The organism is Nonomuraea sp. NPDC050451, from assembly GCF_044458585.1.
In genome coordinates, this window is sequence record NZ_JBITHZ010000006.1 from 423,461 (window position 1) to 445,854 (window position 22,394).

The following is a 22,394-nucleotide window of genomic DNA, read 5'->3' on the forward strand; positions in this document are numbered from 1 at the left end:
CATAAAATTACGCAGACCCTACCACTGGGGTATTTTCTTTCCGTTGCGGGGATGGGTGAGGATGGCCGAGGACGACGGGACCGTGCTGATCCGCATCCGGGCCGCCATGCCCGCGCTGCGGCCGTCGGAGCGGCGGATCGCGGAGGAGTTCGTCGGCGATCCCGCCCGGGCGGCCAACCTGTCCATCGCCGAGCTGGCCGCCCGCTGCGCGACCTCGACGACCTCGGTGGTGCGCTTCTACCAGCGCATGGGCTACGCCCACTACAAGGACCTCAGGATCGACCTGGCCAGGGCGGTGGCGCGCGAGGAGCTGACCACGTCGAGCCTGCCGGAGGCGTCCGGCGACATCGACCGGTACGACAGCCTGGAGGGCATCGTCTCCAAGGTGGCGATGAACGAGACGCTGTCCATCGCCGACACGGCCCGTTCGCTGGACATGGACGCGCTGGCCACCGCCGTGTCGCTGCTGCTGGCGGCCCGGCGGATCGACAGCTTCGGGGTGGGCGCGAGTTCCCTCGTGGGGCTCGACCTGCAGCAGAAGCTGTCGCGCATCGGCCGTACCGCGATCAACTGGCACGACTCCCACTCGGCCTGGACGTCTGCGGCCACGCTCGACTCCGGCTGCGTGGCGGTCGCCGTGTCCCACACGGGCGCCACCGTGGACACGGTGGAGTTCCTGTCGATCGCCCGCAAGTCCGGCGCCTCGACCGTGGCCATCACGAACTTCCGCGACTCGCCGCTGGCCCGGGCCGCCGACGTGACGCTCACGACGGCCGCGCGGGAGACGAAGTTCCGCTCGGGCGCGCTGGGCAGCCGCATCGCCCAGCTCATGGTGGTGGACTGCCTGTTCACCGGGGTCGCGCAGGCCTCCTACGACGAGTCGATGGCGGCGCTGCGCAACACGTACGCGGTCGTGCACGAGCGGGTCGTCCACAAGCGGGGGTGAGTTTCACAGCCCGGATTCACCTGGGGTTCACGGGCCGTCTCTACCTTGGTGGGCCATGAGCTGGAGGTACCGGGCCAACACGACGCTGGAGGGCCTGACCGGATACACGTTGACGCGGCGGCCGCGGAAGCAGCCGCCGAAACCGCCGCCACCGCCGCCGCTGGTGCTCCAGCGGCTGCCCGGCGACGAGGTGCGGCCGCCCGTCGATCCCGCGCACGACCGGCTGCTGCGCGAGCCGGTCTTCCTGCTGTCGTCGGTACGGTCGGGGTCCACGCTCCTGCGGGTCATGCTGAACAGCCACTCCCAGGTGCATTCGCCCATCGAGACGCACTTCAGGCGGGTCACGGTCGGGCTCGGCACCGACCCCGTACGGCAGGCCATGGACGCGCTCGGCCACACCCACAGCGACATCGAGCACATCGTGTGGGACCGGCTGCTCCACCGCGAGCTGACCCGCAGCGGCAAGCCGGTCCTGGCGGAGAAGACGCCGAGCAACGTGTTCGCCTGGCGGCGCATCGCCACCTGCTGGCCCGACGCGCGCTTCCTCTTCCTGTTGCGCCACCCCATGTCCATCGTGCAGTCCTGGCACGAGGCCGACCCGGACAAGCGGCCCATGGAGGAGGCCGTGCCGCGCACGCTGAGCTACATGACGTACCTGGAGGAGGCCCGCACCCACCTCGACGGGCTGACCCTGCGTTACGAGGACCTGGTGGCCGACCCTGAGCGCGAGCTGCGGCGGCTCTGCCTCTTCCTGGGCGTGGAGTTCGAGCCGGCCATGCTCACCTACGGCGACAAGGACCACGGCGGCTTCGTCAAGGGCATCGGCGACTGGCGCGACAAGATCCGCACCGGGACGGTCGTCGCGGGCCGCCCCCTGCCGTCGGCGGACGAGGTGCCCGAGGAACTGCGCGAGATCTGCCGCCTGTGGGGCTACACGCGGTGACGGAAGTTCAGCTGCGATTTGTCTCCTATTCGCCTTTGGCTCCGATAGGTTGCGGATCGTGATCGACGGGCCCTCGCGCCGTACCCTGCTCGCCGGAAGCCTCGCCGGCTTCAGCCTGCCCAAACCCGCTCTCGCCTCAGCGGGTCTTCCCGCGCGGCCCAACATCGTCGTGATCCTGGCCGACGACCTGGGCTGGGGCGAGATCGGCAGCCAGGGGCAGCGCCTGATCAGCACCCCCAACCTGGACCGGCTGGCGGCCGAGGGTGTGCGCTTCGAGACCGCCTACTCCGGGGCGCCGCTCTGCGCGCCGTCACGCTGCGCGCTGCTCACCGGGCTGCACGCGGGCCACGGCACCGTACGCGAGAACCCGGAGGGCGGGCCGCAGCGCTCGCTCACCGACGCCGACCTCACCTTCGCCGAGCTGCTGCGGCTGTCCGGCTACCGCACGGCCTGCTTCGGCAAGTGGGGATTCGGTCCCGAGCTGCCGGGCCAGGCCTCGCACCCGAACGAGCGCGGCTTTGACGAGTTCTTCGGCTACATCGGCCACGCCCACGCCCACCAGTACTTCCCCACGTACCTGTGGCACAACGGCGCCAAGGTGCGCCTCGACGGCAAACAGTACGCGCCGGACCTGTTCCGCGAGCGGGCGATCGAGTTCATCCGGCGCGGCGGCGACGACCCGTTCCTGCTCTACTTCCCCACCAACCTGCCGCACTCGCCGAGCGTCATCCCCGGCGACGCCGGGCGCTACGAGGACCGGCCGTGGAGCGGCCCGAACCGGCGGCACGCCGCGCAGGTGGCCCGGCTCGACGCCGACGTGGCCACGCTGGTGCGGGAGTTACGCGCGGCCGGCGTGGCCGAGCGCACGCTCGTGCTGTTCACCAGCGACAACGGGCCGCACAGCGAGAAGGGCGTGACGCCGGAGCTGTTCGACTCCAACGGGCCCTGGCGCGGGGACAAACGCGACGTGTACGAGGGCGGCATCCGCGTGCCGCTGATCGCCTGGTCGCCAGGGCTGCGGCCGCGCGTGGTGAAACAGCCGGTGGCCTCGTGGGACGTGCTGCCGACCCTCGCGGACCTGGCCGGGGTGCCGGTGCCCGCGCACCTCGACGGCCTGTCCTTCCGCGGCCTGCTCACCGGCGCGGGCGCCCCCAAGCACGACCACCTGGTGTGGAACCGGCCCCGCAAGGCCCAGGCGATCCGGCGCGGCCGGTGGAAGCTGGTCCGCTTCGCGCCGCACATCGCGGGCGCCGGCCCGGAGGGCCGGGTCGAGCTGTACGACCTGGCCACCGACCCGGGGGAGCTCCGCGACCTGGCGGCGGAGCGGGTGGAGCTGGTGGACGAGCTGATGAGCCTGCTGGACGACTCGATCGGCCCGGACCCGCGCATCCCGTACGGGCTGAAGACCGAGATCACCGGCGGCCAGGTCGTGGTGACGCTGTACAACGGCTCGTCGGTGCCCTGGCGCGAGGTCGAGCTGGGCCTGAACCGCGCGCGGGCCCGCACGATGCCGCGCGTGGACCCGGGAACGGCGATCTCGGTCGGCTTCGCGCTCCCCGGCGGGAGCGGGAAGCGGATCACCGCCCGCGCCGAGTTCGACGCGGGCGGGCGCTCCCTCTCCTTCCGCAGAGCCGTTTGATCAGGGCAGGCAGCCAACGTGGGCGAGGGCCTGCTTGAGCAGCACGCCCTGCCCGCCGGTCATCTCCTGCTGCACGGCCGGCGACGCGGCGTCCTCAGGGGTGAACCACTCCAGGTCCAGGGCGTCCTGCCGGGGCCGGCAGTCGCCCGCGACGGGGACGATGTAGGCCAGGGAGACGGCGTGCTGGCGAGGGTCGTGGTAGGGGGTGACGCCGGGCGTGGGGAAGTACTCGGCGACGGTGAACGGCTGAGGGGAGGCGGGGATGTGGGGGAGCGCCACGGGGCCGAGGTCCTTCTCCAGATGACGCAGGAGCGCGTCGCGGATCCGCTCGTGGTGCAGCACCCGTCCCGAGACCAGCGCCCGGCTGACCGTGCCGTCTGACGCGATGCGCAGCAGCAGGCCGACGCGGGTGACCACGCCGGTGTCGTCGACCCGCACCGGCACGGCGTCGACGTAGAGGATGGGCAGCTGGCCCCGCACCGACTCGAGTTCGTCGGGCGAGAGCCATCCAGGCGTGGTTTCGGTCTTTTCGGTCATCTGCTGATCGTACGTCCCCGGATCCGGCCCTCGGGAACGCTCCTGCCCGCCAGCAGGGAAGCCGCGCAGGTGATCAGCACGATGCAGAAGAACGGCAGGTAAGCGATGACTTTGCGGCTCATGCGAGCTTCCTCCGCTGCCACTGGACGGTGTACTTGGGGTCGTTGGCGGACTCCATCCCGGCGCGGAAGATCCCGAACCGGGTGCACGCGGAGCCCGCGAGAAGGGCGGCGCCCGCCGCCACGGCCGCGATCCTGCTGCGCCGGCCGACGGTCACCCCGGCCAGCGCGCCCGCCAGCGACAGCGCCTCGCCCGCGCGCAGCAGCGGGCTGCGCTTGAGCGGCTCGGCCAGCGGCCCCAGCCGCCGCTCCATCCGGGTGGCGGCCACGCATTCGACGGCCGCGCCCAGCATCGCCACCCGGCGGGCCGGGCCCGCCTCCGACAGCGGCGCGGCCAGCATCCCGAGCCCGCCCGCCGCGGCCGCGGCCGAGCCGGCGAACAGGAACGGCATCTCGCGGAACCCCTCGTGCCAGGCGGGCACCGCGGTGTCGCAGATCAGCGCGGCGGTGTAGGTGGCCACCGCGGGCCCCGCCAGGCCCGCCCCGACCGTGGCGGCCCGGCCCAGCCTGGGCAGGCGCCCGGTCAGGTCGGCCGCCCCCGCGCACACGGCCTGCGGGCCGTACGCGGTCAGGATCCACGTGCCGACGCTCATCGGCGAGGTCACCTTGAACACCCGCAGCATGTTGATGAACCGCTCGGGCCGCCCCAGGTCGTGGATCAGAGAGTAGAACGAGCCGCCCAGCGCGCACAGCGCGGCCACCCTGCCCACCCTGGCCAGGCGTGGCCTCCCGGTGAGCTCGGCGACGGCCGCCAGCGTGGACGACGCGCCGGCCAGGCCGCCCAGGAACAGGTAGCCGGCGATGTCGTGCTCCTGCCACGTCGGCTCGTTCAGCACCGGCCGGCCGTAGTAGGAGTCGTAGCCCTTCTCTGGGCCCGCCTCCGGCGGCCTGCGCCGCTCGCGCCGGTCGCCCGCGGAGCCCGGCGTGGCCTCGCGTTCGGTGCGCAGCTCGGCCGAGCCGTCCAGGCGCACGTCGGTCTGACTGGTCATCCCCGCCTCCTCCAGATCGGGAGCGCCGTCGCCGCCACGCCCGCCAGCAGGGCGAGCGCCGCGACCCCCGCGTGCCGCCACATCGACGGCAGGTCCCTGGTGGTCACCACGGGATCGGGCGGCAGGCCGTACACCTCGGGCTCGTCCAGCAGCAGGAAGAACGCCCCCATGCCGCCCACCCCGTCGCCCGAGTCGTGCCCGTACAGGCGGGCGGAGGCGGTCCCCGCCTCGCGCACCTGGACGAGCCGGCGCTCGGCCCGCTCGCGCAGCTCGTCGAGGTCCCCGAACTGGATCGAGTCCGTCGGGCACGTCTTGGCGCACGCGGGCTCCTGCCCGTCGCCCAGCCGGTCGTAGCACATGGTGCACTTGGCGGCCAGGCCGCTGCTCTCCCGCTTGCCGATCACCCCGAACGGGCAGGCGGGCACGCAGTAGCCGCACCCGTTGCAGACGTCCTCCTGCACCACGACCGTGCCGAACTCGGTGCGGAACAGCGAGCCGGTCGGGCACACGTCCAGGCAGGCCGCCTCCGTGCAGTGCTTGCACACGTCGGAGGCCATCAGCCAGCGGAAGTCCATGTCGCCGACCCCGGGCTCCTGGTGGCCGAGCGGCCGGCGCTGCTCGACGAACGCGACGTGCCGCCAGGTGTCGGAGCCCAGGCCCACGGTGTTGTCGTACGACATGCCGGTGAAGGCCAGGCCGTCCTCGGGGACGGCGTTCCACTCCTTGCAGGCCACCTCGCACGCCTTGCAGCCGATGCAGATGCTGGTGTCGGTGAAGAACCCCACACGCCCCATCACGCCTCCGTCCCCGTGCCGGCGCCGACGCCCGCGCGTCGCTGGTAGGACCTGACCAGCTCCGGCAGCGCCGGCCCGCGCGGCCGCCGCCCGGGCCGGATGTCGGCCGCCAGGGCCTTGACCTCCTGGATGTGGGAGTTGGGGTCGAGCGAGATCGCCGACAGCTCGTTGGCCGCGTCGCCCCTGGCCAGGCCGTTGGGCCCGTAGTGGAACGGCAGCCCGATCTGGTGCAGCACCTTCCCGTCCAGGCGCAGCGACGGCATCCGGTCGGTGACCATGACCCTGGCCTCGATGGCGTTGCGCGCCGTGACGATCGTGGCCCAGTCGCCGTGCACGAGCCCGCGCTCGGCGGCCAGCTCGGGCGAGACCTCGCAGAACATCTCCGGCTGCAGCTCCGCCAGGTACGGCGTGTGCCGGCTCATCCCGCCCGCCGTGAAGTGCTCGGTCAGCCGGTACGTCGTCACCACGTACGGGTAGACCGACGCGCCCGGCTCGTCGCCGCTCGGCTGGTAGCGGTTGTCCTCGTGCGGGTAGACCTTGCGCGCCGGGTTGCGCTGGTGGCTGTAGAGCGGGTTGGCCACCGGCGAGTCCTGCGGCTCGTAGTGCGTCGGCAGCGGCCCGTCCACCACCCCGGACGGGGCGAACAGCCAGCCCTTCCCGTCGGCCTGCATGACGAACGGATCGGTCCCCGACAGCGCCGCCACGCCCTGGGCGTCCTCCGGCGGCCGGAAGCCGGGGTCCTTGTCCTCGTCGATGTCCGGCACGTCGAACCCGGTCCACCGGCCCGCGTCCGCGTCCCACCAGACGAGCTTCTTGCGCTCGCTCCACGGGCTGCCGTCCGGCCTGGCCGAGGCCCGGTTGTAGAGGATCCGCCGGTTGGCCGGCCAGGCCCACGCCCATTCGGCGGCGATCCAGTCCTGCTCGGTGTGCGGCTTGCGGCGGGCGGCCTGGTTGACGCCGCCGGCGTACACGCCGCAGTAGATCCAGCAGCCGCACACCGTGGAGCCGTCGTCCTTGAGGTCGCCCGCCCCCGACAGGGGCCGCCGATCGGGGCCCCAGCCGTTGATCTCCGCCAGCACGGCCTCCGCGGACGGCTCGGACAGCTCGCCCTCGAGTGGGTAGTCCCAGGTGAGCTCGAGCACCGGCGCGTCCATCGGGTCGGCCGAGCCCGCCAGCTTCTCCCTGATGATCCGCCCCAGGTGGTACATGAACCACAGGTCGCTGCGCGCGTCACCAGTCGGCTCGACCGCCTTGTGGTGCCACTGGAGCAGCCGGTTGGTGTTGGTGAAGCTGCCGCTCTTCTCGGTGTGCGAGGCCGCGGGGAAGAAGAACACCTCGGTGTCGATGTCCTCGGTGATCAGCTCGCCCGTCTCGATCTCCGGGCCGTCCTTCCACCAGGTGGCGCTCTCGATCAGGTTGAAGTCGCGGACCACCAGCCAGTCGAGCTTCGCCATGCCCAGGCGCTGCATCCGGGTGTTGGCCGAGCCGACCGCGGGGTTCTCGCCGAGCAGGAAGTAGCCCCTGCAGACGCCGTCGAGCTGGGCCAGCACGGTGTCGTACGTGCTGTGCGACCCGGTCAGCCTGGGCAGGTAGCCGAACCTGAAGTCGTTGTCCGGCTGGGCGGACTCGCCCCACCACGCCTTGAGCAGGCTGATCAGGTACGCGGGCATGTTCGCCCAGCAGCCCCGGTGCGGCGAGTCGGCCCGCAGGAACTTGCGCAGGCCCAGGTCCTCGTGCGCGTGCGGCATCGGGATGTAGCCCGGCAGCAGGTTGAACAGCGTCGGCACGTCGCTGGAGCCCTGGATGCTGGCGTGCCCGCGCAGCGCCTGGATGCCGCCGCCGGGCCGGCCCAGGTTGCCGAGCAGCAGCTGCAGGATGCTCGCCGCCCTGATGAACTGCGAGCCGTCGCTGTGCTGCGTCCAGCCCACCGCATAGACGAACTCGGCGGTCTTGTCGGGGCCGGAGTTGTCCGTCAGATGCCGGCACACCCGCAGGAACAGCTCGCGCGGCACGCCGCATACCCGCTCGACCATCTCCGGGGTGTAGCGGGCGAAGTGGCGGCGCAGCACCTGCATGACGCAGCGCGGGTGGCGCAGCGTCTCGTCGCGCTGCGGAGTCCCGTCCATCGGCAGGCCGGTGGCGCCGAGCATCTCGGAGCGGCCCGGCGGCAGCTTGCCCACCCGCCGCTCGTAGTCCTTGTCGCGCTGGCCGGCGGCGGGGGAGACCGTCATCCCCTCGTACTGCCAGGTCTCGTCGTCGTAGACGCGGGTCTCCGGGTCGAAGCCGGAGAACACGCCGTCGAGGTCCTCCGCGTCCCGGTAGTCCTCCCTGAGGATGGTGGCCGCGTTGGTGTAGTTGACCACGTACTCGTGGAAGAACAGGTCGTTCTCCAGCACGTGGTTGATGATCGCGCCGAGGAAGGCCACGTCGGAGCCCGCGCGGATGGGCACGTGCAGGTCGGCCAGCGCGCTCGTGCGCGTGAAGCGCGGATCGACGTGGATGATCACCGCGCCGCGCGCCTTGGCCTCCATCACCCACTGGAAGCCGACCGGGTGCGCCTCGGCGAAGTTGGAGCCCTGGATGACCACGCAGTCGGAGTGCTGCAGGTCCTGCATGAACGTGGTGGCCCCGCCCCGGCCGAACGACGTGCCGAGCCCGACCACGCTGGAGCTGTGGCAGACGCGGGCCTGGTTCTCGATCTGAACCACGCCGAGCGCCGTCAGCAGCTTCTTGATGAGGTAGTTCTCCTCGTTGTCCAGCGTCGCGCCGCCCAGGCTGGCGATGCCCAGGGTCCTGGCGGTGCGCTTGCCGTCCCTCTCCCACTCCCAGGTCTCCCGCCTGGTGGCGATGACCCGGTCGGCCACCATGTCCATGGCCGTGTCGAGGCCGATCTCCTGCCAGTCGGCGCCGCCCGGCGGGCGGTAGAGCACCTTGTGCCGGCGGTCGGACGCGGTGGTGAGCTGGAGGCTGGCCGCGCCCTTGGGGCACAGCCGGCCGCGGCTGATGGGGGAGTCGGGGTCGCCCTCGATCTGGACGACCCGTTCATCCCGTACGTACACGTTCTGGGCACAGCCCACCGCGCAGTACGGGCAGATCGACTTGACCACCCGGTCGGCCGTGGCCGTGCGGGCACGCAGCTCCGCCGTCCTGGCCGACTTCACCGCCGCTCCCCGCCCGCTGCGGTCCTCGCCGGTCAGCTGCCGCAGCAGCGGCCAACGCATCTCCATGACGCCCCCCGAAACCCCTGGCCGGGTTCCTGCCCTGCTCCCGGGAGGCGAAAACCCGCAGGTCGAAGGGGGTCAGGCGATGCGCGCGGCGGCCTTCTCCCACGCCTGGGGGTCGCCGGAGGGCTCGTAGCGGCGCAGCGGCTGGGAAGCGGCGACCAGCGAGCGCATCTCGTCCAGGTCCGAGACGAGTCCCGCCGAGCGCGCCTGCACGAGCACGTTGCCGAGCGCGGTCGCCTCCGCGGGCCCGGCCACCACCGGCAGCCCGCAGGCGTCGGCGGTGAGCCGGCACAGCAGCTCGTTGCGTGACCCGCCGCCCACCAGGTGGACGACCTCGACGTCGCGGCCGGACAGCTCCATCGCCTGCCGCACGGCCAGCCGGTGCCCGAGCGCCAGGCTCTCCAGCACGCACCGCACGTACGCGGCCGGGGACGACGGAGGCTCCTGCCCCGTGCGGCGGCACTCGGCGGCGATCCTGGCCGGCATGTCGCCCGGCGGCAGGAACACCGGCTCGTCCGGGTTGACCACGGCCGCGAACGGCCGCTCGCCCGCCGCCGCCGTCAGCAGCTCGCGCAGGTCGGAGCCCGGCCAGGCGCGCAGGCACTCCTGCAGCAGCCACAGCCCCATGACGTTGCGCAGGTAGCGGACGGTGCCGTCGATGCCGGCCTCGTTGGTGAAGTTCGCGGCCCGGCTCTCGGGCGTCAGGACGGGCTCGGGCAGCTCCACCCCGGCCAGCGACCACGTGCCGCACGAGATGTAGGCGAAAGCGGGACCGGAGGCGGGCACGGCCGCCACGGCCGAGGCCGTGTCGTGCGAGCCGACCGCCGTGACGGGCGCCGACCAGCCGACCACGTCGGCCACGTGCCGCCGCAGCCCGCCGACCGCCTCGCCGGGCTGCCGCAGCGGCGGGAACAGCCCGTTGGGCAGCCCGAGCTGCTTGATCAGGGGGAACGCCCACGACCTGGTGCGCACGTCGAGCAGCCCGGTCGTCGAGGCGTTGGTCACCTCCGCGCCCACCTCGCCGGTGAGCCAGTAGCCGATCAGGTCGGGGATCAGCAGCATCGTCACGGCTCCGTCGAGCCGGTCGGCGAGCAGCTGGTAGATCGTGTTGAACGGCAGCACCTGCAGCCCGGACACGTCGTACAGGGACTCGGCCCCGATCGAGTCGGCCACCCGCTCGGCCACCCCACGCGTGCGGTCGTCGCGGTAGTGGACCGGGTTGCCCATCAGCCGGTACGACTCGTCGAGCAGCCCGTAGTCGACCGCCCACGAGTCCACGCCGATGGACGACACCGGGCCCGCGTCGCGCAGTCCGTCGAGGATCTCCGAGTAGAGGCCGGTGATGTTCCAGTGGAGGCGGCCCGCCTCGGTCACCGGCTCGTTGGGGAAGCGGCGGACCTCGGTCAGCTCCAGGCCGTCGGAGAGGTCGGCCAGCATCACCCGGCCGCTGGAGGCCCCGAGGTCGACGGCGGCGAAACGGCGGCTCATTGTGTGGACTCCCTGGCGACGAGCTCGGGCTGGAACATGATGTGCTGGTGCGCGTGCGTGTCCGGGTTGTCGCACTCGTCCAGCAGCAGCTCGGTGGCGATCCGGCCGAGCTGGTAGGTCGGCTGCCGCATCGAGCTGAGCGACACGGTGGAGGCGGCGGCGAAGTCGATGTCGTCGTAGCCCATCAGCGCCACGTCCTCCGGCACCCGCACGCCCGCCCGCAACAACGCGCGCAGAACGCCGAGCGCGAGCAGGTCGTTGGCGCAGAACACGGCCTCGGGCAGGCCGCTCCCGATCAGGTCGGCGGCCGCCTTCTCGCCCGCGCGGGCCGTCATCGTCGCGGTCTCGGCCACCTTCATGTCGTCGGGGTCCAGCCCGGCCGCCCGCATCGCGGACTTGGCGCCCTCCCAGCGCTCCACGCACTGCCTGATCGTCATCGGGCCCGTCACGTAGGCGACGCTGCGCGCGCCCTTGGCCAGCAGGTGGGTGACCGCGGCCCGGCCGCCCGCGACGTCGTCCACGGCCACGGCGCACTGGTCGGGCCGGTGCGCCGGGTGGTCGACCAGGACGACGCTGATGCCGCGCTCGCGCAGCCGGTCGAGCCGGCCCGGGTCCTCGCCGGAGGGGGTGATCAGCACGCCACGCACCCGGTGCTCGGCCAGCACCCGCAGGTTGCGCTCCTCCTTGTCCTGCGAGCCCGCCGAGTTGCCGAGGATCACCGCGTAGCCGAGCTCGCTGGCCACGTCCTCGACCCCGGCCGCGACCTCGGTGAAGAACGGGTTGCCGATGTCGATCACGCTCAGGCCGATCGTCCTGCTGTGCCCGGCGCGCAGCGTCGAGGCCGAGCCGTGCCGGACGAATCCCAGCTCGCTGATCGCCGCCTCCACCCGCTCCCGGGTGGCGGGGGCGACTTTTCCGGGCCGGTTCAGTACGTTGGAGACCGTGCCCGGGGAGACGCCGGCGTGTGCGGCGACGTCCTTGATGCTGACCATGGCCATGGGGACCAATTAAAACGTACTAACGACTATGGCGCCAGTCGCGGCACCGGTGGGACCGCATTTCCGGGCCTGGAGTGGGCAGAGTTGCGCGGGAATCGAGTAAAACGTTTGTATCGGGAGGCGCACAGAGGCCGCCTTCCCCGGTTCTCATAACGTTAAGGTAACACCAGCATCACGGGTCACGCCTGGATTTGGCGGGCCTGCCTGCGTAATCACCCCTGTTGATCAGCGGGAACCCATCCGAGGTGGCGAGCCGGGCCTTGTGCGACGCGCTTGAGGAACGTTTTAATCCCCCGTAAACGCTGACGTAACACGCTGTGAGCGCTAACAGACTTGCGAAAGGCAGGTTTCATGCCGGACGTCATCGCCTACGGCGGGGACTGGAGTCCAGAGCAGTGGCCCGAGGAGACGTGGGAGCAGGACGTCGCGCTGATGCGTGCGGCCGGCGTCAACCGGGTCAGCGTCGGCATCTTCTCCTGGTCGCTGCTGGAGCCGGCCGAGGGAGTGTTCGACTTCGGCTGGTTCGACCGCGTGATGGACCTGCTGGCCACGAACGGGATCAAGGCCAACCTGGCCACGCCGACCGCCGCCCCGCCGCCCTGGTTCGGGGACACCTACCCGGAGGCGCTGCCGGTGGACGCCGACGGACGGCGGCTGACCCACGGCAGCAGGCAGGGCTTCTGCCCCAGCTCGCCGATCTACCGCGAGAAGGCGCTGCGCATCGCCGAGCAGGTGGCCATCCGCTACCGGGACCACGAGGCGCTGGCCCTGTGGCACGTGCACAACGAGTACGGCTGCCACAACGCGCGCTGCTTCTGCGACACCTCGGCGGCGGCCTTCCGCGCCTGGCTGCGCTCGCACTACGCCTCGCTCGACGCGCTCAACGACGCGTGGGGCACCGCGTTCTGGTCTCAGCGCTACAGCGACTGGGCCCAGATCCTGCCGCCGCGCGCCACCCCCACCTTCCCCAACCCCGGCCAGCAGCTCGACTACCGCCGCTTCAGCTCCGACGCGCTCATCGAGCTCTACACCGCCGAGCGCGACCTGCTGAAGAAGATCACCCCGGACGTGCCCGCGACCACCAACCTGATGGCGGGCGCGCACTGGGACATGGACTGCTGGGCCTTCGCCGCCGAGATGGACGTGGTCTCCACCGACCACTACCTGATCGGCGCCCGCGCGGAGCCGCACATCGATCTGGCCTTCGCCGCCGACTACGCCCGCTCGCTCAACGGCGGCCGGCCCTGGCTGCTGATGGAGCACTCGACCAGCGCCGTCAACTGGCAGCCGCGCAACCGCGCCAAGGCCCCCGGCGAGCTGCGCCGCAACTCTCTGACCCATCTGGCCAGGGGCGCGGACGGGATCATGTACTTCCAGTGGCGGGCCTCCCGCGCCGGCGCCGAGAAGTGGCACTCGGCGATGCTGCCGCACGCGGGCACCGACACCAAGATCTGGCGGGAGGTGACCGCGCTCGGCGCCGAGCTGGCCGCGCTCGCCGACGTGGCGGGCAGCACCGTCAGCGCCAACGTGGCGATCCTCATCGACCACTCCAGCGTCTGGGCCCAGGACCACCCGGCCCAGCCCTCCGTGGACATGGACCCGGTGGAGGAGGCCAAGCGCTGGCACGCCGCGCTCTGGCGGGCCGGCGTCACCTGCGACCTGGCCCACCCCGAGGGCGACCTGACCGGCTACCGCCTGGTGCTGGTGCCCGCCCTCTACCTGGTGAGCGACGCGGGGGCGGCCAACCTGGCGCAGTTCGTGGAGCGGGGCGGGGTCGCGCTCGTGGGCCCGTACAGCGGGATCGTGGACGAGCACGACCGGGTACGGCTCGGCGGCTACCCCGGGGCGTGGCGCGACCTGCTCGGGGTGAGCGTCGAGGAGTTCTTCCCCCTCGACGGGCCGATCGCGCTGGCCTCGGGCGCGTCGGGGACCGCCTGGAGCGAGGTGGCGCACGCCACGGGCGCGAAGGTCCTCGACACGTACGCCACCGGCGAGCCCGCCTGGACCCGCAACGAGTGGGGCGACGGGTTCGCGCACTACCTCACCACCCGACTCGACGACGACGGCCTGGCCGAGGTCATCGCCGCCGTCACCACGGAGGCGGGCGTCGAACCCGTCGCCGCCGCCCCCGCCGGGGTGGAGGTCGTACGGCGCTCGCACGCGGACGGCCGCTCCTACCTGTTCGCCGTCAACCACACGGGCGAGGACGCGGTCGTGACCCCGCCCGGCGGCGACCCGGTCACGGTGGCGGCGGGCGACATCCGCGTGATCTCCGCCTGACGGCGGGGCGCCCGCGGGCGTCCCGCCATCCGGCTTTGGAAAGCGCTTCCCCAAGGGAGCGGTACCACCCACAACCCCCCGAGGGGCGTGTCCGAGCGCGTCCCTTCCCGCCTGGAGGTGCACCTGTGTCCGAGCAGATCTCACGCCGCGACGCCCTGAAGGGGTTAGCCGTCGCCGGAGCCGCCGTTCCGCTGGCCTCGGCGCTGGAGTCGCCCGCGCTGGCGGCGCTGGCCGTCCCCGACGTCCCCCTGCGCTGGCTGGAGGACAAGCCCGCCGAGGCGCCCGGCACCACCTGGGGCGTCCCGTGGCCGAAGGGCGCCGTGGCCAAGGAGCAGGCGTTCGCGCTCACCGCGGCCGACGGCGCCGCCGTGCCGATGCAGACGTGGCCGCTGGCGTACTGGCCGGACGGGTCGCTGAAGTGGACGGCTCACGCGGTCGGCTCCGGGGCTCCCGCGGCCGAGACGTACACGCTGCGGCCCGGCACCGCCGCCGCCCCCGCCAAGCCCGTCACCGTCAAGGACGAGAAGCAGTACGTGGACGTGGACACCGGCGTGATCCGGGCCCGCGTCCGCAAGAGCGGCAGCGAGCTGATCAGCCAGATCTGGCGCGGCGAGACGGAGATCGCCCGCAAGGGGCAACTCGTCAACCTCCGCCAGGGCAAGATCGACGACGATGACGACCGCACCGTCGAGGTCGACTCCTACCTGAGCGACATCTCGAAGGTGGAGGTCGAGCAGTCCGGCCCGGTGCGCGCGGTCGTCCGGATCGAGGGCCGCCACACCTCCAAGAAGGGCCGGTCGTGGCTGCCGTTCACGATCAGGCTCTACTTCTACGCGGGCGCGGAGAGCGTGCGGATGACGCACACGTTCGTGTTCGACCGCGACGGGCAGCACGACTTCGTCGCCGGGCTCGGCGTGCGCTTCCGCGTCCCGATGCGGGACGAGCCGTACAACCGGCACATCCGGTTCGTCGGCGACGGGCACGGCCTGCTCACCGAGGCCGTCAAGGGCATCACGGGCCTGCGCCGCGACCCCGGCGCGGCCGTGCGGAAGGCGCAGGTGGCCGGGCAGCGGCTGCCGGACATCGCCACCTGGGACACGCGCGTCAGCAGCCGCGTCCAGCTCATCCCCGACTGGGGCGACTACACCCTCGCGCAACTGTCCTCCGAGGGCTTCACGCTCAAGAAGCGCACCAAGAAGGGGTACGGCTGGGTCGCCGTCGACCAGGGCCGGCGGGCCTCGGGGCTCGGCTACGTGGGCGGGACGAGCGGCGGCCTCGCGTTCGGCATGCGTGACTTCTGGCAGCGGCACCCCACCCAGCTCGACATCCGCGGGGCCGCCTCGGAGGAGGCCGAGGTCACCGTCTGGCTCTGGTCGCCGGAGGCCGGGCCGATGGACACCCGCTTCTACCACGACGGCATGGGCCAGGACACCTACCCGGAGCAGATCGAGGGCCTCAACATCACGTACGAGGACTACGAGCCCGGCTTCGGCACGCCGCTCGGGATCGCGCGTACGAGCGAGCTGACGTTCTGGGCGCTGGCCGCCACCCCCGACGCCGCCCGGCTCGGGGCGATGGCCGACGCCGTCCGGACGCCGCCCCTGATCGTCGCGCCGCCCGCGCACCTGGCCGCCGCCAAGGTGTTCGGCGGCCTGTTCAGCCCCGTCGACCGGTCGACGCCCGGCAGGAAGACCATCGAGGACCGCCTCGACTTCCTCTTCGACTACTACAGGAAGCAGGTCGAGCAGCGGCACTGGTACGGGTTCTGGGACTACGGCGACATCATGCACACGTTCGACGAGGACCGGCACGTGTGGCGCTACGACGTCGGCGGCTACGCCTGGGACAACTCGGAGCTCTCGCCCGACCTGTGGCTCTGGTACGCCTACCTGCGCTCGGGGCGCGCCGACGTGTTCCGCTTCGCCGAGGCGATGACCCGGCACACCGGCGAGGTGGACGTCTACCACCTCGGGCCCTGGGCCGGGCTCGGCAGCCGGCACAACGTGCAGCACTGGGGGTGCAGCGCCAAGCAGCAGCGCATCTCGACCGCGGTCTACCGGCGCATCTTCTACTTCCTGACCGCCGACGAGCGCACCGGCGACCTCATGCGGGCGCTGGTGGACTCCGACAAGACATTCCTGGCCATCGACCCGCTCCGCAAGATCCGCACGGAGCCGTACACGCCGGACCCCTCGGCCCTGGCGATCGGGCTGGGCACCGACTGGAGCGGCCTGGCCGCCGCCTGGCTGACCGAGTGGGAACGCGGCGGGGACCCGGTGGCCGAGAAGAAGCTCAAGGCCACCATGCGGACCATCGCCGCCATGCCCAACGGCTTCGTCACCGGCGAGGGCCTCTACAACCTCAGCACCGGCGAGTTCGCCCCGGCCGCTCGCAAGGTCGCGGTGTCCCACCTGTCGGCCATGTTCGGCCAGGTCGAGATCTGCGCCGAGCTCATCGACCTGGTGGACATGCCGGACTTCGAGCGGGCCTGGCTCCAGTACTGCCGCCTGTTCAACGCCACCAAGGCCGAGCAGGCCGCCGAGACGGGCGCGAACTTCGGCAACCTCATCCTCAAGCAGGGGCACTCCCGGCTCACGGCGTACGCGGCGGTGCGGCTCCAGCGCGACGACCTCGCCGCCCGGGCGTGGACGGAGTTCGCCACCGGGGACGGCTACGCGCCGAACCTGCCGTGGAAGTCGGAGAAGGTCACGACGACCCTCAACCCGACGGACGAGGCCGCCTGGGTCTCCACCAACACCACGGCCCTGTACGGGCTGGCGGCCATCCAGAACCTGGCCCTCGTCGGCAACAAACTCCCCACATGACCACCGCGCCCCGCCGGTGCCCACCCACTACCATCGCCCCGTCCCGCCCGTGGGACGTCTCGCCGACGCGGCGCTGCGGCGGCGTGGTGCGGGGTGTGGTCGGTGGGCCCTGGCGGGGCCTCGCTGCCAGTCGGCGGCCTGGGTCGCGCGTGGGCGTCGTGCGTGTCGTGGGCGAGTGCGGCGGCCCGTCGTTGCCGGGGGTCGGGGATTAAAACGTGTCATCGTGGCTGGGCGATCACCGTGCGGGGTCCGTGGGTCGGGGCGCATTGACAGCGAGCACCAGGAATCATAGTTTCCTGCACGAAGGATTAAAACGTTTTGAAGGGAGTGTCAGTGCAACGCGTCTGCTTCCTGCTGAAAGTCCGCCCAGAGCGGCTGGCGGAGTACCGCGAACGCCACCGAGACGTCTGGCCGGAGATGCGAGAGGCGCTCGCGCGCACCGGCTGGCACAACTACTCGCTCTTCCTCAAAGACGACGGCCTCCTCGTGGGCTACCTGGAGACCGAGGACTTCGAGGCAGCCAGGAAGGCCATGGCCGAGACCGAGGTCAACGCCCGCTGGCAGGCCGAGATGGCGCCGTTCTTCGAGAGCCTCGACGGGCGGCCCGACGAGGGCATGCACCCGCTGGACGAAGTGTTCCACCTGGATTGATCGGGGAGTAATGACTGACATCAAGGCCGCGCTGCGGGCGCAGCACATCGAGACGCCGTCCTGGGCTTACGGCAACAGCGGCACGCGGTTCAAGGTGTTCGCACAGAAGGGGGTGCCGCGCGACCCGTACGAGAAGCTCGCCGACGCCGCCCAGGTGCACGCCTACACCGGGATCGCCCCCACGGTCGCCCTGCACATCCCGTGGGACAAGGTGGACGACTACGCCGACCTGGCCAGGCACGCCCGTGAGCTGGGTGTGGGCATCGGAGCCATCAACTCCAACGTCTTCCAGGACGACGACTACATGCTGGGCAGCGTCACCAACCCGTCCGCGCGGGTGCGCCGCAAGGCCACCGACCACCTGCTCGAGTGCGTGGACATCATGGACGCCACCGGCTCCGACACGCTCAAGCTGTGGTTCTCGGACGGCATCAACTACCCGGGCCAGGACGACATCAGGGCCCGCCAGGACCGCCTGGCCGAGTCCCTGGCCGAGGTGTACGACCGGCTCGGCGAGGGCCAGCGCTTCCTGCTGGAGTACAAGCTCTTCGAACCCGCCTTCTATGCCACCGACGTGCCCGACTGGGGCACCGCGTACGCCCACTGCGTCAAGCTCGGCCCCAAGGCGCAGGTCGTGGTGGACACCGGCCACCACGCGCCGGGCACCAACATCGAGTTCATCGTGGCGTTCCTGCTGCGCGAGGGCAAGCTCGGCGGGTTCGACTTCAACTCGCGCTTCTACGCCGACGACGACCTGATGGTGGGGGCGGCGGACCCGTTCCAGCTGTTCCGCATCATGTTCGAAGTGGTCCGCGGCGGCGGGCTCGACGCCGAGGCCGGCGTGGCGTTCATGCTCGACCAGTGCCACAACATCGAGCCCAAGATCCCGGGCCAGATCCGCTCGGTCATGAACGTCCAGGAGGCCACCGCCAAGGCGCTGCTGGTGGACCGGGAGGCGCTGGCCGCCGCCCAGTCCGAGGGCGACGTCCTGGGCGCGAACGCCGTGTTCATGGACGCCTACAACACCGACGTGCGGCCGCTGCTCGCCGAGCTGCGGGAGGAGTCGGGGCTGGCGCCCGACCCGATGACCGCGTACGCCAAGTCCGGATATTTCGAGAAGATCGCCGCCGAGCGTGTCGGCGGCAACCAGGCCGGCTGGGGGGCCTGACCAACCATGGAAGTCGTTAAGGAACTGCTGGAGCGCTCGCACCGGCTGGGCGCCGACCCGCGCAACACCAACTACGCGGGCGGCAACACCTCGGCCAAGGGCGCGGCGCCCGACCCGGTCACCGGAGAGGACGTCGAACTCCTCTGGGTCAAGGGCTCGGGCGGCGACCTGGGCACGCTGAAGGAGTCCGGCCTCGCCGTGCTCCGCCTGGACCGCCTGCGCGCGCTCGTGAACGTCTACCCGGGCGTGGAGCGCGAGGACGAGATGGTCGCCGCGTTCGACTACTGCCTGCACGGCAAGGGCGGCGCCGCGCCGTCGATCGACACCGCCATGCACGGCCTGGTCGAGGCCGCGCACGTCGACCACCTGCACCCCGACGCCGGCATCGCGCTCGCGACCGCCGCCGACGGCGAGGAACTGACCGGGCGCGTCTTCGGCGACCGCGTGGTGTGGGTGCCGTGGCGGCGGCCCGGCTTCCAGCTCGGCCTGGACATCGCCGCCATCAAGGAGGCCAACCCGCAGGCCATCGGCTGCATCCTCGGCGGCCACGGCATCACCGCCTGGGGCGCCACGGCGCAGGAGTGCGAGTCCCGCTCGCTGGAGATCATCCGCACCGCGGAGGCGTACCTGGCCGAGCACGGCCGCCCCGACCCGTTCGGCTCGGTGATCCACGAGACGCTGCCGGAGGCCGAGCGGCACGCGCGGGCCGCCGCGCTGTTCCCGCACATCCGCGGCCTGGCCTCCACCGACATCCGCGTCGTCGGCCACTACACCGACACGCCCGAGGTGCTGGACTTCGTCTCCCGCGCCGAGCACCCGCGCCTGGCGGCCCTGGGCACGTCCTGCCCCGACCACTTCCTGCGGACCAAGGTCGCGCCGCTGGTGCTCGACCTGCCGCCGGACGCGCCCCTGGAGCAGGCCGTCGAACGGCTGCGCGAGCTGCACACCGCCTACCGCGCCGACTACACGGCCTACTACGACCGCAACGCCACCCCGGACTCGCCGCCCATGCGCGGCGCGGACCCGGCGATCGTGCTGGTGCCGGGCGTCGGCATGTTCTCGTTCGGCAAGGACAAGCAGACCGCCCGCGTGGCCGGCGAGTTCTACGTCAACGCCATCAACGTCATGCGCGGGGCCGAGTCCGTCTCCACGTACGCGCCCATCCCCGAGTCGGAGAAGTTCCGCATCGAGTACTGGGAGCTGGAGGAGGCCAAGCTCCGCCGCATGCCCAAGCCCAAGCCCCTGGCCACCCGCGTCGCGCTGGTGACCGGCGGCGGCTCCGGCATCGGCGCGGCGACCGCGCGCCGCCTGGCCGCCGAGGGCGCGTGCGTGGTGGTCGCCGACCGCGACGTGGCCGCCGCGGAGAAGGTCGCCGCCGAGCTCGGCGCGGCCGCGTACCGGGTGTCCGACGTCGCGGTGGCGGTCGCCGTGGACGTCACCTCGGAGGAGCAGGTCGCCGCGGCGGTACGCGCGGGCGTGCTGGCCTTCGGCGGCGTGGACCTGGTCGTCAACAACGCCGGCCTGTCGCTGTCCCGGGCGCTGCTCGAGACCACCCTGGACGACTGGGACCTGCAGCACGACGTGATGGCCAGGGGCTCGTTCCTGGTCGCGCGCGAGACGGCCCGCGTCCTGATCGACCAGGGGCTGGGCGGCGACATCGTCTACATCTCCTCCAAGAACGCCGTCTTCGCCGGCCCGAACAACGTCGCCTACGGCGCGGCCAAGGCCGACCAGGCGCACCAGGTCCGGCTGCTGGCGGCCGAGCTGGGCACGCACGGCATCCGCGTCAACGGGATCAACCCCGACGGCGTGGTACGCGGCTCCGGCATCTTCGCCTCCGGCTGGGGCGCCAACCGCGCGGCCGTCTACGGCGTGGAGGAGGAGAAGCTCGGCGAGTTCTACGCCCAGCGGACCCTGCTCAAGCGCGAGGTCCTGCCCGAGCACGTGGCCGCCGCCGTCTTCGCCCTCACCGGCAACGACCTCACCCACACCACGGGCCTGCACATCCCGGTGGACGCGGGCGTGGCCGCCGCCTTCCTGCGATAGAAGTAGGCGGCCACCTGCCCAACGACGGCCGTGACGCCGTGACCAGGAAACCGTTCCTTTGCAGTGAGCCGAAGCAAGTCCGCGCACTGGCGCGCCCCGAACGGTCTTGGGCGCGCTGGTCCCCGGCTTCCACCGTCCGGGCGGCGACACGCATCTAGTGCGTGGTCCGTTCCGGACGGGCCGGATCTCTCACGATCCGGCCCGTCCGGAACGGCCAGCGGGGAGGCCCCAGACCATCTCTCTGGTGGCAAGGGGGCCCAGCATGTTGACGCCATGTCCGAGCGTGACGTATCGCGCACGCAATGTTAGCGGAAGTCGAGAGCCAAGTCACAGCGGCCCTGGCCCAGCGCCTCGCACGAGGCCACCCGCAGCGTCCCCGGCGTGCCGGCCCGCCCTGTGGCCAGCTCCAGATCGCCGATCGCGAACGCCACCGGCGCCAGGCACACCGTCAGCCAGAGCAGCACGAGGACGATCCGCCCGAGCCGCCCCGGATCCCTCCCAGCAGGGGTGACGAACTGGAGATCGGGCAAGAAGTCGCTCATGCGCCCCATCATCGCCGCCCCCGCTTGGCATTCACCTGCAGCGGACTGGGAACCCTCCCCGTCTCACGATGTGGTCATCTGGACGCCTCCAGCTTGCATGTCCATCCCGTGGAGTGCATTATCTTCACAGTAAGGTCATGAGCAATAATGCATGAATATGCAGGAGAGAGGGCTGAATGAGGGCAGCGGTCGCGGGTGCCAGCGGCTACGCGGGAGGAGAGCTGCTCCGCCTCCTCCTAGGGCACCCCGAGTTCGAGATCGGCGCGCTCACCGCGGCGTCCAGTGCGGGCAGCCGCCTCGGCGCCCACCAGCCTCACCTGCCGCAGCTGGCCGACCGGATCATCGAGGACACCGTCGCCGACACGCTGGCCGGGCATGACGTCGTCTTCCTCGCCCTGCCGCACGGCCACTCGGCCGCCGTCGCCGCCCAGCTCGGCGCGGAGACGATCGTCGTCGACTGCGGCGCCGACCACCGGCTCACCGACCCGGCCGCCTGGCAGGAGTTCTACGGCGGCGAGCACGCCGGGTCCTGGCCCTACGGCCTGCCCGAGCTGCCCGGCCAGCGCGAGGTCCTGCGGACGGCCACGCGCATCGCGGTCCCCGGCTGCTACCCGACCTCCGTCCTGCTGGCCCTGTCGCCTGCGTTCGCCGCGGGCCTGGCCGGGCCGGACGTGGTCGTGGTGGCCGCCAGCGGCACCAGCGGCGCCGGCAAGTCGCTCAAGCCCAACCTGCTCGGCAGCGAGGTCATGGGCTCGGTCAGCGCGTACGGCGTGGGCGGCGTCCACCGGCACACGCCCGAGATGGAGCAGGGCCTGTCGGCCGTCGCCGGCACCCCGGTCCGCGTCTCGTTCACCCCGACGCTGGCCCCCATGAGCCGCGGCATCCTCGCCACCTGCACCGCCCCGGCCGCGCCCGGCCTCACCAAGGAGTCGCTGCGGACGGCGTACGAGGTCGCGCTGAAGGAGGAGCCGTTCGTCACGCTCCTGCCCGAGGGCACGTGGCCGGCCACCTCCATGACCTACGGCGCCAACACCGCCGCCCTGCAGGTGACGCTCGACGAACGCGCGGGCCGCGTGGTCGCCGTCATCGCCATCGACAACCTCACCAAGGGCACGGCCGGCGGCGCCGTCCAGAGCGTGAACCTCGCACTTGGCCTCCCCGAAGAGCTCGGCCTTCCCCTGACAGGAGTCGCACCGTGAGAGAGC

General features: G+C 71.8%; 17 protein-coding genes. 9 read left to right on the forward strand and 8 right to left on the reverse strand.

From position 1 onward, the window contains the following. Window positions 1-61: 61 nt before the first annotated feature. From ACIBI9_RS22825 to ACIBI9_RS22835, 3 genes are read left to right on the forward strand one after another with little or no spacing between them, the layout of a single operon-like run. Window positions 62-946: a MurR/RpiR family transcriptional regulator gene (locus ACIBI9_RS22825; protein ID WP_397224155.1), complete on the forward strand. Its 885-nt coding sequence runs from the start codon at window positions 62-64 to the stop codon at window positions 944-946. 55 nt (window positions 947-1,001) lie between these two features. Then, the gene (locus ACIBI9_RS22830) at window positions 1,002-1,889 is read left to right on the forward strand and encodes a sulfotransferase family protein (RefSeq protein WP_397224156.1); all 888 of its coding nucleotides are present in this window, start codon (window positions 1,002-1,004) and stop codon (window positions 1,887-1,889) included. Between the two features lie 58 nt (window positions 1,890-1,947). Continuing rightward, complete coding sequence (locus ACIBI9_RS22835) at window positions 1,948-3,528, forward strand: arylsulfatase (RefSeq protein WP_397224157.1); 1,581 nt, start codon at window positions 1,948-1,950, stop codon at window positions 3,526-3,528. Here ACIBI9_RS22835 and ACIBI9_RS22840 read toward each other — a convergent pair whose 3' ends face one another. The 7 genes from ACIBI9_RS22840 to ACIBI9_RS22870 all read right to left on the reverse strand — a co-directional run bounded on the left by ACIBI9_RS22840 (window position 3,529) and on the right by ACIBI9_RS22870 (window position 11,677). Continuing rightward, a complete protein-coding gene (locus ACIBI9_RS22840; RefSeq protein WP_192785778.1) occupies window positions 3,529-4,065 on the reverse strand; it encodes an NUDIX hydrolase family protein in 537 nt (178 codons plus the stop codon). Continuing rightward, a complete protein-coding gene (locus ACIBI9_RS22845; protein WP_397224158.1) occupies window positions 4,062-4,187 on the reverse strand; it encodes a hypothetical protein in 126 nt (41 codons plus the stop codon). The genes ACIBI9_RS22840 and ACIBI9_RS22845 overlap by 4 nt, the downstream gene beginning before the upstream one ends. Continuing rightward, window positions 4,184-5,173 carry an NrfD/PsrC family molybdoenzyme membrane anchor subunit gene (gene nrfD, locus ACIBI9_RS22850; RefSeq protein ID WP_397224159.1) on the reverse strand — a complete coding sequence of 330 codons (990 nt, stop codon included), beginning with the start codon at window positions 5,171-5,173 and terminating at the stop codon, window positions 4,184-4,186. The genes ACIBI9_RS22845 and nrfD overlap by 4 nt, the downstream gene beginning before the upstream one ends. Further along, on the reverse strand, window positions 5,170-5,967 hold the full coding sequence (locus ACIBI9_RS22855; RefSeq protein WP_397224160.1) for a 4Fe-4S dicluster domain-containing protein: 798 nt from the start codon (window positions 5,965-5,967) through the stop codon (window positions 5,170-5,172). Before ACIBI9_RS22855 ends, nrfD begins: the two co-directional genes overlap by 4 nt. Beyond that, window positions 5,967-9,194, reverse strand: coding sequence for a formate dehydrogenase (gene fdh, locus ACIBI9_RS22860; protein WP_397224161.1), 3,228 nt, complete (start codon window positions 9,192-9,194; stop codon window positions 5,967-5,969). Before fdh ends, ACIBI9_RS22855 begins: the two co-directional genes overlap by 1 nt. A 72-nt stretch (window positions 9,195-9,266) precedes the next feature. After that, window positions 9,267-10,679, reverse strand: a complete 1,413-nt coding sequence (locus ACIBI9_RS22865; RefSeq protein WP_397224162.1) for a rhamnulokinase family protein — start codon at window positions 10,677-10,679, stop codon at window positions 9,267-9,269. Further along, window positions 10,676-11,677: a LacI family DNA-binding transcriptional regulator gene (locus ACIBI9_RS22870; RefSeq protein WP_397224163.1), complete on the reverse strand. Its 1,002-nt coding sequence runs from the start codon at window positions 11,675-11,677 to the stop codon at window positions 10,676-10,678. The genes ACIBI9_RS22865 and ACIBI9_RS22870 overlap by 4 nt, the downstream gene beginning before the upstream one ends. A 351-nt stretch (window positions 11,678-12,028) precedes the next feature. Here ACIBI9_RS22870 and ACIBI9_RS22875 point away from each other — a divergent pair, with 351 nt between their 5' ends. The 5 genes from ACIBI9_RS22875 to ACIBI9_RS22895 all read left to right on the forward strand — a co-directional run bounded on the left by ACIBI9_RS22875 (window position 12,029) and on the right by ACIBI9_RS22895 (window position 20,647). Then, window positions 12,029-13,957 (forward strand): beta-galactosidase, encoded by a 1,929-nt coding sequence (locus ACIBI9_RS22875; protein WP_397224164.1) that lies wholly within the window; start codon window positions 12,029-12,031, stop codon window positions 13,955-13,957. A 125-nt stretch (window positions 13,958-14,082) separates the two neighbouring features. Further along, a complete protein-coding gene (locus ACIBI9_RS22880; RefSeq protein WP_397224165.1) occupies window positions 14,083-16,782 on the forward strand; it encodes a twin-arginine translocation signal domain-containing protein in 2,700 nt (899 codons plus the stop codon). 333 nt (window positions 16,783-17,115) lie between these two features. Beyond that, entirely contained in the window at window positions 17,116-17,433 is a 318-nt protein-coding gene (locus tag ACIBI9_RS22885) for an L-rhamnose mutarotase (RefSeq protein WP_185077046.1), read from the forward strand. Between the two features lie 10 nt (window positions 17,434-17,443). After that, the gene (gene rhaI / locus ACIBI9_RS22890) at window positions 17,444-18,601 is read left to right on the forward strand and encodes an L-rhamnose isomerase (protein ID WP_185077045.1); all 1,158 of its coding nucleotides are present in this window, start codon (window positions 17,444-17,446) and stop codon (window positions 18,599-18,601) included. A gap of 6 nt (window positions 18,602-18,607) precedes the next feature. Beyond that, the gene (locus ACIBI9_RS22895; RefSeq protein WP_397224166.1) at window positions 18,608-20,647 is read left to right on the forward strand and encodes a bifunctional aldolase/short-chain dehydrogenase; all 2,040 of its coding nucleotides are present in this window, start codon (window positions 18,608-18,610) and stop codon (window positions 20,645-20,647) included. Between the two features lie 305 nt (window positions 20,648-20,952). On the opposite strand, the gene ACIBI9_RS22900 is transcribed toward ACIBI9_RS22895, so the two are convergent. Then, the gene (locus ACIBI9_RS22900; RefSeq protein WP_397224167.1) at window positions 20,953-21,189 is read right to left on the reverse strand and encodes a hypothetical protein; all 237 of its coding nucleotides are present in this window, start codon (window positions 21,187-21,189) and stop codon (window positions 20,953-20,955) included. Between the two features lie 176 nt (window positions 21,190-21,365). Between ACIBI9_RS22900 and argC the strand changes: the two genes are divergently transcribed. Next, window positions 21,366-22,388, forward strand: a complete 1,023-nt coding sequence (argC, locus tag ACIBI9_RS22905) for an N-acetyl-gamma-glutamyl-phosphate reductase (RefSeq protein WP_397224168.1) — start codon at window positions 21,366-21,368, stop codon at window positions 22,386-22,388. Window positions 22,389-22,394: the final 6 nt, after the last annotated feature.